The 15,362-nt window shown below is 38.4% G+C and carries 13 protein-coding genes; 7 read left to right on the plus strand and 6 right to left on the minus strand.

Features of this window, described 5'->3' with window-relative positions:
* The first annotated feature begins 4 nt into the window (after positions 1-4).
* On the plus strand, positions 5-1,162 hold the full coding sequence (locus tag HHL23_RS02955; protein WP_169233332.1) for a pyridoxal phosphate-dependent aminotransferase: 1,158 nt from the start codon (positions 5-7) through the stop codon (positions 1,160-1,162).
* Between the two features lie 162 nt (positions 1,163-1,324).
* A complete protein-coding gene (locus HHL23_RS02960) occupies positions 1,325-3,754 on the plus strand; it encodes a TonB-dependent receptor plug domain-containing protein (protein WP_169233333.1) in 2,430 nt (809 codons plus the stop codon).
* Between the two features lie 47 nt (positions 3,755-3,801).
* Here HHL23_RS02960 and HHL23_RS02965 read toward each other — a convergent pair whose 3' ends face one another.
* The gene (locus tag HHL23_RS02965; RefSeq protein WP_169233334.1) at positions 3,802-5,019 is read right to left on the minus strand and encodes a PQQ-dependent sugar dehydrogenase; all 1,218 of its coding nucleotides are present in this window, start codon (positions 5,017-5,019) and stop codon (positions 3,802-3,804) included.
* A 107-nt stretch (positions 5,020-5,126) separates the two neighbouring features.
* On the opposite strand from HHL23_RS02965, the gene HHL23_RS02970 reads away from it, so the two are divergent.
* The 3 genes from HHL23_RS02970 (at position 5,127) to uvrB (ending at position 9,082) form a co-directional block, all read left to right on the plus strand.
* Positions 5,127-5,498 (plus strand): BlaI/MecI/CopY family transcriptional regulator, encoded by a 372-nt coding sequence (locus HHL23_RS02970; protein ID WP_169233335.1) that lies wholly within the window; start codon positions 5,127-5,129, stop codon positions 5,496-5,498.
* 1 nt (position 5,499) lies between these two features.
* Entirely contained in the window at positions 5,500-6,936 is a 1,437-nt protein-coding gene (locus tag HHL23_RS02975) for a M56 family metallopeptidase (protein ID WP_169233336.1), read from the plus strand.
* Positions 6,937-7,090: 154 nt separating this feature from the next.
* Positions 7,091-9,082: an excinuclease ABC subunit UvrB gene (gene uvrB / locus HHL23_RS02980; protein WP_169233337.1), complete on the plus strand. Its 1,992-nt coding sequence runs from the start codon at positions 7,091-7,093 to the stop codon at positions 9,080-9,082.
* A 76-nt stretch (positions 9,083-9,158) separates the two neighbouring features.
* Here the strand turns inward: uvrB and HHL23_RS02985 are convergent, their stop codons facing one another.
* The 4 genes from HHL23_RS02985 to HHL23_RS03000 form a co-directional block, all read right to left on the minus strand.
* Positions 9,159-9,386 (minus strand): DUF3820 family protein, encoded by a 228-nt coding sequence (locus tag HHL23_RS02985; RefSeq protein WP_169233338.1) that lies wholly within the window; start codon positions 9,384-9,386, stop codon positions 9,159-9,161.
* A 2-nt stretch (positions 9,387-9,388) separates the two neighbouring features.
* A complete protein-coding gene (locus HHL23_RS02990; protein WP_169233339.1) occupies positions 9,389-10,480 on the minus strand; it encodes an AI-2E family transporter in 1,092 nt (363 codons plus the stop codon).
* 9 nt (positions 10,481-10,489) lie between these two features.
* Positions 10,490-11,227, minus strand: a complete 738-nt coding sequence (locus tag HHL23_RS02995; protein ID WP_169233340.1) for a beta-carotene 15,15'-monooxygenase — start codon at positions 11,225-11,227, stop codon at positions 10,490-10,492.
* A 72-nt stretch (positions 11,228-11,299) separates the two neighbouring features.
* Positions 11,300-12,019 carry a hypothetical protein gene (locus HHL23_RS03000; RefSeq protein WP_169233341.1) on the minus strand — a complete coding sequence of 240 codons (720 nt, stop codon included), beginning with the start codon at positions 12,017-12,019 and terminating at the stop codon, positions 11,300-11,302.
* Positions 12,020-12,066: 47 nt separating this feature from the next.
* Between HHL23_RS03000 and HHL23_RS03005 the strand changes: the two genes are divergently transcribed.
* Together HHL23_RS03005 and HHL23_RS03010 are read left to right on the plus strand one after the other, a co-directional pair.
* A complete protein-coding gene (locus HHL23_RS03005) occupies positions 12,067-13,044 on the plus strand; it encodes an aminodeoxychorismate synthase component I (protein ID WP_169233342.1) in 978 nt (325 codons plus the stop codon).
* Positions 13,028-13,654, plus strand: a complete 627-nt coding sequence (locus HHL23_RS03010) for an aminotransferase class IV (RefSeq protein WP_169233343.1) — start codon at positions 13,028-13,030, stop codon at positions 13,652-13,654. Before HHL23_RS03005 ends, HHL23_RS03010 begins: the two co-directional genes overlap by 17 nt.
* On the opposite strand, the gene menD is transcribed toward HHL23_RS03010, so the two are convergent.
* Positions 13,651-15,327 (minus strand): 2-succinyl-5-enolpyruvyl-6-hydroxy-3-cyclohexene-1-carboxylic-acid synthase, encoded by a 1,677-nt coding sequence (gene menD, locus HHL23_RS03015; RefSeq protein WP_169233344.1) that lies wholly within the window; start codon positions 15,325-15,327, stop codon positions 13,651-13,653. The two genes, HHL23_RS03010 and menD, sit on opposite strands and share 4 nt — an antisense overlap.
* Positions 15,328-15,362: the final 35 nt, after the last annotated feature.

Raw genomic sequence — 15,362 nt, forward strand, 5'->3', positions numbered from 1 at the left:
TAACATGTTTACACATCAAGATATCAATTTCGAAGCCCTGAAAAGAAAAGCCTACAACGGAAGATGGGCAACCCTGGAGGACGGAATCATTCCTTTAACAGCAGCAGATCCGGATTTCAGAATGTCATCCGAGATCGAGCAGGGAATTATTGACTATATAAAAGACGGCTATCTGAGCTACGGCCCGTTTTCAGGAATTCCTGAATTCAAAAAAAGTGTGGCAAACCATTTCAATACGGAAAAAAATGGAAGCTTTACCCCGGAAAATGTTTTAGCAATCAACAGTGCTGCCCAGGGTATGTTTCTGGTGGCAAAATATGTTTTGGGACCCGGTGATGAAGCCATTATCTTCGATCCCGTTGATTTTCTGTTCAAAAAAACAGTTGAAGCAGCAGGTGGAAATATCAAATTATGCTCTGTTGATTCTAAAACCGGAGAAATTGATTTTGAAATGCTGACTTCCCTCATCTCTTCCAAAACAAAGCTTATCAGCATCTGTAATCCTCACAACCCGGTAGGAAGGGTCTATTCTAAAGAAGTTTTAAAAAAGATTTCTGAAATAGCTGAAGTTCATGATCTATGGGTAATGAGTGATGAAATCTGGAGTGATATCGTTTTTGACAAAAAAGAATTCAATACCTACTCTTCAGTTTCAGAAGCTGCCAAGAAAAAAAGCTTTACCGTTTTTGGATTTTCTAAGTCTTTCGGAATCGCAGGATTAAGAATTGGTGCTGTTTTGTGTAACGATCAGGAACTTTTGGAGGATTTTACAGAGAAATCCCAGTTCAATTCAACCATTGAAGGCGTTTCCACTTTATCACAAATCGCCGCCAGTGTGGCTATCGAGAAGGCTAAACCCTGGTTCAATGACTTCCTGACTCATCTTCAGCACAACAGGGATCTTGCCTACAGTATACTCAGCAACTCTGATATTTTAACCCCGAATTTACCTGAAGCTACCTTTGTGATTTTCCCAAAAATTGAAAACGGGTTTTCAAGTGACGCCTTTACCCAACATGTTTTAAAAGAAGCGAAAGTAGCCATTGTTCCCGGTTCTGAACGATGGTTTGGAAAAGGAGCTGAAGGACACGTCAGGATTTGTTTCTCTACGTCGAAGGAAATCCTTGAGGAAGGTCTTAATCGGATTATCAAAAGCTTTTAAGGTTAAAAAAATTAACTTTTTATAACAATTTAATTAATATTTTACTAAAATTAACTAAAAATAAACTTCATTTAAAAAAATCGTACACAATAGCGAGATTTCACATTGATTTGAGGAGGAAATTCAATATTTTTGAAACAATCACCAAATCCAATATGGAATATGAAAATAATATACACCAGTGTTCTTTTTTTAGGGACTGTATCAATGTTTTACTCGCAAAATACCAATGATACCATCTCCAAAGAATCAAAAATAGAGGAGGTATCTATTACCGGGAGCCGGAATAAAAAAAGAACGGTTACCAATACACCTGTCCCTGTCGATGTGATTGATATCAAGCAGGTAAGCCAATCGACAGGGCAGATCGAAGTGAATCAGCTTCTTCAGTTCAGTGCCCCCTCATTTAATTCAAATAAACAATCGGGGTCAGACGGAGCTGATTCAGTAGATCCCGCAACACTTCGTGGACTTGGGCCAGACCAGACCCTTCTTTTATTGAACGGAAAAAGATATCACCAATCCTCACTGATCAACCTTTTCGGGACAAAAGGAAGAGGAAATACCGGATCGGATATGAACACTATTCCCATTGGTGCCATTAAAAGAATTGAAGTTCTCCGTGACGGAGCTTCAGCCCAATATGGATCTGATGCGATAGCCGGAGTGATCAACGTTATCCTTAACGACAGAAATCAGGGTTTTGAAGGCAACGCATTTTACGGAATGAATCTCTTTAAAAGCCCGGGAAACAAAGATGTCATATCAGATCATAAAATAGACGGAACTACTTTTGATTTCAGTGGAAACCTGGGAACAAAAATTGGCAACAAAGGAGGTTTTGGTAATTTCACTGTAGAATTTATCAATAAAGACCGTACCATAAGAAATGCAAACCCGGAAAAGGGCTATTCTTCTCCACGGGAGAAGTTTGGAGATGCAAAATCTCAGAATATGTATTTCTTTGGCAATGTAGAACTGCCATTATCTGACGGATTGAAGTTTTATTCCCGCCAGGGGTTTTCCTACCGTAAGACAAATGCCTATGCATGGACAAGAAGCGCCGATGCAGACGGAAATATTCCTGAGGTGTACCCAAATGGTTTTAATCCTATGGAAAATACCACCATCACAGATTTCACGTTTGACAACGGGCTGAAATTTAAAGCATTAGACTGGGATGTTGATTTTTACAATGCATTCGGGAGCAATAGGTTTACTTATCAAATCGACAATACGATTAATGCTACTTTAGGAATAAAATCACCAACAGGTTTTAATGCCGGAGGACATTCTCTTCTGCAGAATACAACAGGATTCAATGCCTCCAAGCAGTTTAAAGTACTGGAAGGATTAAACGTTGCATTCGGCTCTGAATTCAGATATGAAGAGTTTGAGATCATTAAGGGAGAAGAAGCCTCTTATGCCATGTATGATGTCAATGGAAATATTGTTACTTCCAATACACCCGGAAACCTTCTGGTTACCAATCCTCTTTCAGGAGATGTACGTCCCGGCGGTTCACAAGGTTTTCCAGGATATTCGCAGGAGTTTAATAAAAACAGGAATAATTTTGCTGCGTACGTAGATACCGAACTTGATATTACTAAAAACTGGATGATCAGTGTCGCCGGAAGGTTTGAAAACTACAATGATTTCGGAAGTACTTTGAATGGTAAATTTGCTACGCGGTATGCGATTACCCCTCAATTTGCGTTCAGAGGATCGGTTTCTACAGGATTCAGGGCGCCTTCTCTGGCACAGAAATACTATAGTCTGCAGTTTACCAACTTCCAAGAAGGAAATCTGGTTACCATCCAACTTGCGTCTAATGATAGTGATATTGCACAAAAATCCGGAATTTCACAGCTGAAACAAGAGACCTCATTAAATGGTAGTGCAGGATTTACATTTAATACCGGAAAATTCACAGCGACAATAGATGGATATTATATTAAAGTAAAAGACAGAATTGTATTGACTGGTAACTTTCCACGGGCCGATCTACCACAAGATGTTCAAGATGCTTATCCTTATATTGATCAAGCACAATTTTTCGCCAATGCTATAGATACCCAAACAAAAGGCATAGATGTTATTTTAAGCTACACTGATAATATTGGTTCCGGGAAAATTTCTGCAACTCTAGCAGGAAACTATAATGAAATGGAGATTACCAAGGTCAATACTTCAGATAAACTTCAAGGAAAAGAAAACATTTACATGAGCCCGAGAGAAAGAGCATTTATCTTAGCTTCTGCTCCGAAAACAAAAATCAATCTGAATTTAAATTATAAGATTGATAAGTTCAACGCTAATCTTCAGCTCGTAAGATTTGATAAAGTGAAATTAATAGGATATAATGATGCTGACCAGCTTTATGGCGCTAAAGTAACCACTGACATTTCTTTCGGATATGAGTTTTCCAAGAATTTCAATCTAACTATTGGCAGTAAGAACTTATTTAACCGATATCCAACACTACAAACTGCTGCTGTAGACGGCAATACAGAATCCGGAGGAATCTTCGATCCTGTACAGATGGGTTTTTCAGGAAGACAGGCCTTTGCAAGGCTTAATTTTAAGTTTTAGAAACAAATCACTATAAAAAAATCTCCAGAAAATTTCTGGAGATTTTTTTATTTTTTTGAAATTTTATAGAGTTTTCCACTGTCGGTTACTGCATAAAGATTGCCATCCATCCCATTCAGAACATCTCTGAACCGTTCCTTTTGATCGGCTAGAAGACGTTCTTCGCCCACCACTTTATTATCCTTCATCACGATCCTGTTGATGTGCTCACCACTCAGACATCCGATGATAAGGTTTCCTTTCCATTCTTCGATGTTTCCGGTATAGAACGCGATTCCACTTGGAGAGATCACGGGATCCCAGTAATATACAGGCTGTTCGGTCCCTTCTTTTTGGGTAATTCCGTTTCCTACTTTGGCTCCGGAATATTCAATTCCGTACGTCACATCTCCCCAGCCGTAATTTTTTCCTGGCTGTATAAGATTGATTTCATCTCCTCCCCTAGGGCCCATTTCAACATCCCAGAGCGCTCCGTTTGGATCTATTGCCATTCCCTGTGGATTTCTTACCCCATAGGCATAAATCTCTGGTTTATATCCCTCTTTTCCAATGAATGGATTTCCCGGAGCTGGTTTCCCGTCTTTAGTGATTTTTAAAATTTTCCCTAAATAATTATCGGTTTTCTGGGCATACACCCGCGTTTCTTTATCCGATCTTTCTCCCGTACTTACAAACAGGTTTCCGTCTTTGTCAAATGCAAGCCTGCTTCCATAATGTTTATCTCCGTCATAAGAAGGTTCTGCACGGAAAATAACTTTAACTTCTAAAATATTTTTGAGATCTGCCGAAAGTTTACCCTTCCCTACAGAAGTCAAATTCCCTTGTCCAAAAGGTTCTGAAAAGCTAAAATAAATGATATTATTGGATTTGAAATCCGGATCAAGGGCTACATCCAGCATTCCTCCCTGCCCTTTTGCATCTACTTTTGGAAATCCATCAATTTTAGAAACCTTTTTTCCATCTGCAGAAACTACGTTCATGTGGCCGTTTTTATCGGTAATCAGGAATTTCCCATCCGGAAGATTGATAATCCCCCAAGGCCTTCCAAGATCTTTATTCAGTACTTCCACCTTATAAGCGGTAGACGTTTTTACTGCCTTGATTCTGGTCTGCCCTTTAAAGGCAGGTCTATAGTTTGTATTGGGCTTTTCGGTTTCTACACTGCCATCGATTCCCGTCTGCTGGGCATTGGCATTGTTCTTATTACACGAAGACAAAAGTAAAAAAACACTGAGTGCTGGTACGTAAATAGGATTGAATTTCATAGTGTTGTGATTAGATGGTAAAAAGATAGATAGAAAAATAATGCCATAAAAATTTGCAGGTCTAAATTTTTATTCTACATTTGTAGAACAAATTACAATGTTGTAGAATGAAAGATATAAAGTTAACCGATTCGGAGAAAAATCTAATGGAAATCCTTTGGGAAAAGAAGCGTATTTTCATGAAAGATATTCTGGATTCTTATCCGGACCCGAAACCCGCAGCCACTACCATCGCTACCCTGTTGAAGAGAATGCAGAATAAGGATCTGGTAGGCTATAAACTGTATGGAAATTCCCGTGAATACTATCCAAAAGTAGAAAAAGGGGAATATTTCAACGAGGAAATGACCTCTATGATTGACCGTTTTTTCAACAGCTCGGTGACTCAGTTTGCTTCTTTTTTCACTACGAATGCTCAATTCAGTCAAAAGCAGCTGAAAGAACTCCGAGATATTATAGACCAGCAAATAAAGGAATAACATGTTACCCATTATTCTAAAAATCATTCTTTGCTCTTCCCTTTTCATCGGTGTGTACTACCTGTTTTTGGAGAGAGAGAAAATGTATCGGTTCAACCGGTTTTATCTGTTGCTTTCATTGATTGTTTCGTATGTGATCCCGTTCATCTCTATCACATTGCATCTTCCAAAACCTGAGAACAAAGTTAAAATACTGTTTGAAGATACAGCACAGCAAATCATCCTTGCTCAGCCTGAACAGGAAAATTCCAATTGGATGACTGTCATATGGATCATTTATGGAGTGGTTACACTTTTCCTACTGATAAGAAGTATTCTTTCGATCAGAGCCGTTAAAAGAATACAAGGTGAAAGACGAATATATCAGAATCACAGCATTATGGTCACAAAAGAAAACATTTCGCCGTTTAGCTTTTGGAACACCATTTATTTGGGTGAGACTTACATAGAAAACAATAGGGTTGATACAAGAATTTTTCTCCATGAGAAGGGCCATATTGATCAAAAACATAGCTTGGACCTCATTTTTCTGGATATTATTAAGATATTCACCTGGTTTAATCCTGTTCTCTTTCTTTATAAGAAGGCGATCCTTACCAATCATGAATTTCTTGCAGATGAAGTTGTTTTAAATAACAGCTTCAGCATTAAAGAGTATCAGAATTTAATCCTTAAAGAGATTATTAACCGTCAGAATCTGCCACTCACCCATTCATTTAATTTTAACAACACCAAAAAACGATTTATTATGATGACCACAAAAAAATCAAAATTCATTGTCCTGAAAAAAGCGGCTGGAATCACAGCAATGATGGCTGCTGCGGCTTTATTCGCAGAAAGGACATACGCTGTCAGCCCAGCGCTTACAGCAGACACTCAAAAAGTCAACAGTAAAGAAACAGGAATTTCATCAACAATGCAGGTCTCCAACAATGCCGGGACACTAAAAAAACAGCAATCGCCACAAGCTAATTTAATTGTCCAAAATTATTTCGAAAAAACAGTGGACGTAAAATCACAGTCCGCAATGGGAACCAAAAAAGAAATGGTAAAAGTAGTTTCGGATACTATTTCTCCAAGAAAAACAGCCAGCAATGAAGGTATTAACACAAATGTAAACACGCAACAGAACCAAGATGTTATTCAGGCGGAATTTCCTGAAGGAGAAAAATCGCTTCGTACAAAAATTGGGTCAATGCTTGATACCAGTATATTTAGCGGAAAAGAGAAATTCGTAAAAACAACTGCATTTATACACATTGATGAAACCGGGAAAGTAAATCAAATAACGGCTTCAGGTGATAATGAAAATTTCAATAAAGAAATGATCAAGACCATTACTGTAGTAAATAATGGAGCTGCCTGGAAACCAGCTACAAGAAATGGGAAAGCTATAGCAAGCATCTACAAGCTGCCAGCCACAATGAGTTTCCAGTAAATTCATCATAAGAAAAAACGCTACCCGTGTAGCGTTTTTGGTATTTTGTATTCAGCACAGATGGATGAAAAATGGATAATCCAACTATTCATCTCCAAATACATTATGAAGGCTAAAAATTTCTTTCGTATTTTTGTTGTATACATCATTTCCTATGAACTTCAATCTTCAGTCAGAATATAAACCTACCGGCGACCAGCCACAAGCGATCGAAAAACTTACAGAAGGTATTGAGATCGGCGAAAAATACCAGACCCTTCTGGGTGTGACGGGTTCCGGAAAGACCTTTACCGTTGCCAATATTGTACAAAATGTACAAAAGCCAACGATTGTCATGGCTCACAACAAAACATTGGCAGCACAGCTTTTTATGGAATTTAAAGAATTCTTTCCTGAAAATGCTGTAGAATATTTTGTAAGTTACTATGATTATTATCAACCGGAAGCTTATATTGCGACAACGGGAACCTATATCGAAAAAGACCTGAGCATCAATGAAGAAGTTGAAAAACTACGTCTTTCCGCTATTGCAAGCTTACTTTCCGGAAGACGGGATGTTTTAATCGTTGCTTCAGTATCCTGCATTTATGGTGTGGGAAATCCCGCGGAGTTCCATAAGTCATTGATATCAATTGCTATTGGAGAGAAAGTGACGAGAACGGCTTTTCTTCACTCGCTAGTTAATGCTTTATATTCCAGAACCTTAAGCGATTTTCAACGAGGTACATTCAGAGTAAAGGGAGATGTGATAGATGTATTTCCGGCTTATGCAGATAATGCGGTGAGAATTCAGTTTTATGGTGATGAGATTGAAAAAATTCAAAGTTTTGATCCGGTTTCAGGAAATGTTACTGCGAGTTTTGACCAAATTCAGATCTATCCTGCCAACCTTTTTGTGACTTCAAAAGAAACATTGAACGGAGCGATTAAGAATATTCAGGATGACATGGTGAAACAGGTGGATTTCTTCAGCGAAATAGGAAAACCACTGGAAGCCAAAAGATTACAGGAAAGAACTGAGCTCGATCTGGAAATGATAAAAGAGCTTGGATATTGCTCCGGGATTGAAAATTATTCCCGATATTTAGATGGCAGACTCCCGGGATCGAGACCATTCTGTTTATTGGATTATTTTCCGAAGGACTATCTCATGGTTATTGATGAAAGCCACGTTACCGTACCTCAGGTGCACGCTATGTACGGCGGCGACAGAAGCAGAAAAGAAGCTTTAGTGGAATATGGATTCCGTCTTCCTGCTGCGATGGACAACAGGCCATTGAAATTTGAAGAATATGAATCTATTCAAAATCAGGTCATTTACGTTTCTGCAACACCAGCAGACTATGAGCTTGAAAAATCCGGGGGAGCGTACGTTGAACAGATCATCCGACCGACCGGTCTTCTCGACCCTATCATTGAGGTGAGACCAAGTTTAAACCAGATTGATGATTTAATGGAAGAGATCCAGAAAAGATCTGATGCTGACGAAAGGGTTCTTGTGACCACCCTAACCAAGAAAATGGCTGAGGAACTGACCAAGTATTTTGTAAAATTCGGGATCAGGACAAGATATATCCACTCGGATGTGGAAACGCTGGAACGTATCCAGATCATGCACGATCTGCGTGTGGGACTTTTCGATGTCTTGATTGGGGTCAATCTATTGAGAGAAGGTTTGGACTTACCTGAAGTTTCTTTAGTAGCCATCCTGGATGCAGATAAGGAAGGAATGCTAAGAAGCAGAAGATCAATGATTCAGACGGTGGGCCGTGCTGCAAGAAACCTTAACGGTAAGGCTATTCTGTATGCCGATAAAATGACAAAATCTATGCAGGCAACGATAGATGAAACAAACTATCGCCGTGAAAAGCAGATACAATACAATAAAGACAACAATAAGGTTCCAACAGCCTTAAATAAAAAGATCTCTGAAAATCTGGTCGGCAGAAGCAAAGATTTCCCTGATCCAAAATATACCCAAAAGGAAATCCTGCAAAAAGCAGCGGAAACAAAAGCCAGCTATGGAGGGGAAGACATTGAAAAAATCATCGGGCAGAAGCAAAAAGAGATGGAAGCAGCAGCTAAAAATCTTGACTTTATAAAAGCAGCCAAGCTAAGAGATGAGATTGCGGCTTTAAAAGAATAATCGATTGATATAAAATAATTTAGGGGCGGCATCTTCGATGCCGCCCCTAAATTTATACTTTTTTGGAACAAACCTACTATCTCAAAGAAGCCCTAATCGGAATAAGCAGTTCCATCAGGCCATTCAGCTTAATTTCGTAAACCGTTGCAAGCTGCATACCTAGCTTTCCAGCAGGCATTCCCTTTCTGTTAAACCATTCCAGGTAGCTTATCGGAAGGTCAGCAAGAATTGTTCCCTGATATTTTCCAAAAGGCATCTTGACGATACAGATCTCTTTTAATATTTCTGAATTTACTCCTTCCACTTTTATACAATTAAATCAACTCTATTTTCCTGATCATTATCTCTATTGGGCAACTCAAGCTCAGGCGGTGTATCTTCATCCGAAAATTCATTTCTGTACACCTGAATAAGCAGTAAGGTAAACGAGATAAGAATGGGTCCGAAAATAAGCCCCATAAAACCGAATAAATTCATCCCCATGATAATTCCAAATACGGTATTCAGCGGATGGATATTTTCCAGCTTTTTTAGGAGCGTAAAACGGAGCAGGTTATCGGTAAGTCCTACAACAATCAAACAATAGGCAGCAAGGCCAAGCCCTTGTCCCGTATTCCCCTCTGCGATCATAAAGATACAGACTGGAACATAAATTATAGCTGCCCCAACAACCGGAACCATAGAAGCTGCAGCCGTCAATGCGAAAAGAAGGATCGGACTTGGTGCTCCAAAAATGAAGTATCCTATAAGTGCTACAATCCCCTGTCCTAATGCTACAACAGGTATTCCAATGGCATTGGCCATGATCAGTTTTCTAAGTTTCTCGCCGATCAAAGAAATATTAGCTCTCTTTAATGGAGCGGAAGAACTGAGAATTCTCTCAAACAACCTCGGACTTGCCAGCATAAAATAAAGAATAAAATACATGGACATCACCACAGTAAGAGTGTTGAAAGTCCCGCTAACCGCAGAAGTAGAAACCTTTCCGGCAGAACTTTTTACTTTATCCATATTCTCTTTGCTGAGAATATCAAAATTTGTTTTCGAATAGATATATGAATGTATTTTATCGAGAAATACATTGAATTTAGTCATATAAACCTGGGCATTTCCCAGTTTCTCGATCAGCAGATCGGCAATAAAATAGATGGGAAGAATAAGGATGACAAGACTTGCCAGCATCAAAACAAGGGCTGCGAGCCACGGTTTCCACTTTTTTTCTTCCTGCAAATAGAAATTATACCTTCTGCAGACCACATAAATGGTGATCGCTCCGAGAACCGACGGTATAAAAAGAGAAAGGTTAAAACAGATTAACCCAGCCAAAACCAAAATTATAGCCAGCAAAGCGACCTGCTTTATCGCAACGTTGCTTATCTGCTTATCCTTATTTATCATTTATCTTATTTATTTTTTAAATTCAATCTGTCTGGGCTTGCCTAAAAATGCACAGTATACAGAATACATAACAATCATCATGAATGGCGCTGTTGCAATAATACCGATACCGCATAAAATAACTCCTGCAATAGAAATCAAGCCTCCTACAACCGTTGCTCCAAGAAACGTTCCATAATTTTCTTTTGCAATATTAAAAGACTTTCCTAAAGCTTCAGTAGCTGATGCATTTTCGAATAATAAGATAGGATAACCCAACAATAGGAAAGGGTAAACAAAAATGAACGGGAAGAAACACAAGGCCATCGCAACACTGGAAATAATCCCTGAAATAATACTGTAGATCAGGATATTGACAAAATTCTGTTTGTATCCAATGAACAGATCAGCAAAATCGATCTGGCTTTTAGTATTGTACTTACTAACAATGTAGATTAAACCTACATATAATGGAGCTACTAAGATTCCCAAAAGACCTGACAATGAAAGGTAAAGCGAAAATCCCGGTACATTCCAGTAGCTAAAGGAAGAATAATCCCCTCCTGCCTCTTGCATTTCTTCCATCATGGAAGCAGAATTGAACCCGGTAATAAACTGGATCGCAAAACCTGCTATCATGTAAATTACCATCGCTACAATACCATATAGGAAGACTCCCTTATACATTTCAAAAGAATGCGAAATAATAGATCCCGTATCTTTGTTTGGAACAGACCCCTGTTGGTCAAATTCGTTAAATTCTGACATAGTTTAATATTTAATGATTTTCCTCAAAATTAACTTTTTTTGGAAGAAAAACATATTAAACCTATGTAAATTTTAACTTTTTTCCGAGAAAATTGTTTTATACAGGGAATAAATCATGGCATTCCAAAAAGGAAACGTGAACAGACCTCCCACAAAAAACAGTGCGAAGCCAATATATTTAAAGAAAAGAGCGACTATGATACATACCAGTATTTCCAGGAAGTACTTTCTGAGCGCCTGAAAGTTTAAAGAAATCGCTTCAAAAATCCTTTTGTCTGTAAAAAACATCAGCGGTGCCACAAAAATTGTGACCATCACCCACGCAACACCAAGTATAATGGTCTGAAATGTGTAGATATAGACAAACAACCAGAAGATATAATATCCGATATATTTGAAAAAATTAAGCCCGTTGTATCCCACAAGAAGATCTCCCAGCTCTAGTTTTTCTTTCAGGTCAATCTTCCTGTAAATATTATAAAAGCCTATATTCAGGGGATAAAGAAAGACCATTGTTCCAATAACAGCCCAGGAAAAATAGATGAGTCCGGGATTGGACTGCATCTTTAACATCTGTTCCGAGGCATTCATCCCCAGGTTCACATTTTTAGCGGCTTCTATATATTGGGTTAAAACCCCATACCTTCCGTCTAAGAAGAAAAGCACTGAAAAAAAGATTCCAAAATAGAAGATTGAAAATACCAGTTGAAAGAAGAGGGTCTTATTCCAATAGAAAAAAGCCTGCTTCAATATAAAATCTATTCCCGGTTTCTGAGGATATTTACTCTGCATCAAAAAAATTTTACACAAAAGTAGTCATCATTAATTATTTTTGCAGGATGTTTTCAATGAATCATCAAAAATTTCTCGAAATGGACGAACTTTCCCTTCAGAAGGTTCCCTATTTTTTCATGATCGATTTCCTTTCGGAAAATGTAGAAGTGTATCGAGAAGATGAAATTAAAGAATCAGGCTTATTAATTGATTTTCAAAGCTTTTCAAACTCTGAACAGAAACATAATCTCAATAAAAAAATTGAGTGGACGGCGTTTCCTGAGACGCTGGAAAGCTTTAAAGAAGGATTTGACAAAGTTCAGAAAAATATCCGTCTCGGAAATTCTTACCTTGCCAATTATACCAGAAAGACCAAAGTCCAGACGAATTTAAGCCTCGAAGAAATTTTTTATCACTCAATTGCAAAGTACAAAGTGTTTTGTAAAGATTTTTTTGTATTTTTTTCTCCTGAAACTTTTGTAAAGATTATAGACGGCAAAATTTTAACCTATCCTATGAAAGGTACTATTGATGCATCATTGGAAAACGCCGCTGAAGTTTTGAAAAATGACAAAAAAGAAAAAGCCGAGCATTATACTGTAGTGGATCTTCTTCGAAATGATCTGAGCATGGTAGCAGATGATGTAAAAGTTGATCAGTTTCAGCATATAGAACTCATCAGAACCCAACAGAAAGATCTGTATGCCATGAGTTCTGAAATTTCAGGAAAGGTAAAACCGGAGTTTAAAGGAAAGATCGGAAGCATGATGAAAAAACTGCTTCCTGCCGGATCAATTCTGGGAGCTCCAAAGCCCAAAACACTGGAAATAATCTTGGAAGCAGAAGGATACGACAGAGGATATTATACCGGAGTATGCGGCTGGTTTGACGGTGAGAACCTCGACAGCTGCGTTATGATACGCTTTATTGAAAAAGAGGGAGACCTCCTTTATTTCAAAAGTGGTGGAGGTATAACACACATGAGTAAATTAGAAGACGAATATCAGGAAATGAAAAATAAAATCTATGTCCCAATTCATTGAAAGCATAAAGGTAGAAGATCAGGATATTTTCCTTTTGGAACTACATCAAAAACGTGTTAACCAGACGTTTGCCCATTTCGGAAAAGAGGGTTCTATTGATCTGGGTAAGATCTTCAAAAACCTTGAACACGATGAAGACGGTCTGTTCAAGCTGAGACTTTCTTATGATCTTGATAAAAGAGTCCGAACCCAAATGATTCCATACGCGATTCCCGAGATACAAAGCTTCCAACTGGTTGAAAATAACATTTTTGACTATTCTTTCAAGTTTGAGGACCGTAAAGAGCTGGAGAAAATGAAGATGAAATCCAAAGCAGAGGAGATCATTATTATCAAAAATAACCACATCACAGATACTTCTTTTTCCAATATTCTTTTCCTAAAAGGGAAGGACTGGTTTACGCCCAACACCTACCTTCTGAACGGAGTACAGAGACAGAACCTTCTGAAACACAAGAAAATAAAAGAAACTGAAGTCACCCTTCAGAACATTAAGCAGTTTTCTCATTTCCAACTGATTAATGCCCTGAATGACTTTGATGATATGTTTATTTATCCTATTGACAAGATTAACAATCTGCCGGGAAATGAAGAATACCTAGACTATTAATTTCCTTTCATGAATTCGAAGTAGGCCTTCTGAACATCTGCGCTGTTTTTCCCGTATGTATTCACTTCCAGGATCTTCGGCTGCAGATCTGGTTTAAAGAAGTTCTCCAGCACTCTGTCCAGCGTAGGCTCATCTTCCACTTTAATGTAGGAGAAGCCGAAATGTTTTGCCAAATGTTCAGCATGTTTGCGGTGCTTGGTTGCAATAAACTCGTCTAAAGTATTAGGATTCGCATTGCCGGGTCCCGGAATGATCTTAAAGATATTTCCTTCACCGTTATTGAAAATGATGATCCTCACAAACGGTGGGATGTATTGATTCCAAAGTCCGTTGATATCATAGAAAAACCCTAAATCTCCTGTAATAAGCAGTGTCGGATTGGCATTTTTTATAGCAAACCCCATGGCTGTAGAAGTAGATCCATCTATACCGCTCGTTCCCCTGTTACAATACATTTTTCTTTTTCCGAAATCAAACAGCTGCGCATATCTGATCGCTGAAGAATTACTGAAGTGGATATTATAGTTTTGAGGAATGGTCTGCGAAGCTTTATTAAAGAAATAAAAATCCGAAAATTCCGCTTTGTTAAGGAAAAGTTCGTGTTTAGCATCTTTTTTATCCCTTAAAACATCCCAAAGATTAAAATAAGGCCTTGGCTCAAGATTGATAAATTTTAAAAGTTTAGAAAAGAAAACTTCAGGCTTCACCTCAATTTTTTCCGTCAGAGAGAAATAGGTATCCGGCTGCCATACTTCATCCAGATGCCAGTGCTGTTTAGGACGTGCATTTCTCATAAACTGCTTTACTTTCTTAGAAACCACGTTCTGCCCTACTGTAATCAAAAGATCCGGAGCATAGGTTTTATAATCTTCCTCTGTGAAATTGAAGATATAACGGTCAATATGTCTGAAGAACTTTTCATGATACAGATTGGAGTTTGCTTCACTCAATACAACAACAGAATGATTTTTCACAAGCTGTGTCAATTGGTTTTCCAACTCCGGGCTGTAATCTCTGGTTCCCACTAAAATCATGATCCTTTGAGAAGTGTGCCAGTCTGCTATTAAGTTGGAAGGAACTTCATACTCCTTATGCCTGATCGTTTTTTCAACGGTAGGGAAAGAAGGAAGTTCCGAAACCAGTTCATACAAAGGCTCTTCCAATGGAATATTGATATGGACCGGCCCCTGCTTTTCAAAACAGAGCTCAATCGCTTTTTTAATAATGTCAAAATTAATGTCTTCTGCATTCTCTTTGCTGTCTTCCACGAGCTGAAAGTCACCGTAAGAATGCTGATGAAAAATATCCTTCTGTCTGATGGTTTGCCCATCGAAAATATCTACAAAATCTGTAGGACGGTCGGCAGTCAGGATCAAAAGCGGAACATTCTGGTAAAAAGCCTCTGTGACTGCAGGGTAATAATTGGCCACCGCAGAACCGCTGGTACAAGTTATTGCCACTGGTTTTTTCTCACTCTTAGCCATACCTATTCCCACAAAAGCTGCACTCCTCTCATCTACAATACTGTAACAGTTGAACGCATCAATTTCTGAAAAATGAATCGCCAGGGGTGCATTTCTGGATCCCGGGGAAATGATGACATCTGAAATTCCGTACTGCTGAAGAAGATGGGCAAGTATCTGAATACTTCTCTTTGAAGAATATTTTTTCATACAGCAAATTTAACTTATAAATACTTAATTCTAAA

Origin of the sequence: Chryseobacterium antibioticum (assembly GCF_012927325.1) — a bacterium.
GTDB lineage: Bacteria > Bacteroidota > Bacteroidia > Flavobacteriales > Weeksellaceae > Chryseobacterium > Chryseobacterium antibioticum.

What these genes read in the sequence shown, in the direction of transcription:
- HHL23_RS02955 (WP_169233332.1), top strand. Translation starts at nt 5, where the DNA reads ATGTTTACACATCAAGATATCAATTTCGAAGCCCTGAAAAGAAAAGCC.
- HHL23_RS03000 (WP_169233341.1), bottom strand. Translation starts at nt 12,019, where the DNA reads ATGCAGAGTAAATATCCTCAGAAACCGGGAATAGATTTTATATTGAAG.
- HHL23_RS03010 (WP_169233343.1), top strand. Translation starts at nt 13,028, where the DNA reads ATGTCCCAATTCATTGAAAGCATAAAGGTAGAAGATCAGGATATTTTC.
- uvrB (WP_169233337.1), top strand. Translation starts at nt 7,091, where the DNA reads ATGAACTTCAATCTTCAGTCAGAATATAAACCTACCGGCGACCAGCCA.
- HHL23_RS03005 (WP_169233342.1), top strand. Translation starts at nt 12,067, where the DNA reads ATGTTTTCAATGAATCATCAAAAATTTCTCGAAATGGACGAACTTTCC.
- HHL23_RS02960 (WP_169233333.1), top strand. Translation starts at nt 1,325, where the DNA reads ATGAAAATAATATACACCAGTGTTCTTTTTTTAGGGACTGTATCAATG.
- HHL23_RS02975 (WP_169233336.1), top strand. Translation starts at nt 5,500, where the DNA reads ATGTTACCCATTATTCTAAAAATCATTCTTTGCTCTTCCCTTTTCATC.
- menD (WP_169233344.1), bottom strand. Translation starts at nt 15,327, where the DNA reads ATGAAAAAATATTCTTCAAAGAGAAGTATTCAGATACTTGCCCATCTT.
- HHL23_RS02995 (WP_169233340.1), bottom strand. Translation starts at nt 11,227, where the DNA reads ATGTCAGAATTTAACGAATTTGACCAACAGGGGTCTGTTCCAAACAAA.
- HHL23_RS02965 (WP_169233334.1), bottom strand. Translation starts at nt 5,019, where the DNA reads ATGAAATTCAATCCTATTTACGTACCAGCACTCAGTGTTTTTTTACTT.
- HHL23_RS02990 (WP_169233339.1), bottom strand. Translation starts at nt 10,480, where the DNA reads ATGATAAATAAGGATAAGCAGATAAGCAACGTTGCGATAAAGCAGGTC.
- HHL23_RS02970 (WP_169233335.1), top strand. Translation starts at nt 5,127, where the DNA reads ATGAAAGATATAAAGTTAACCGATTCGGAGAAAAATCTAATGGAAATC.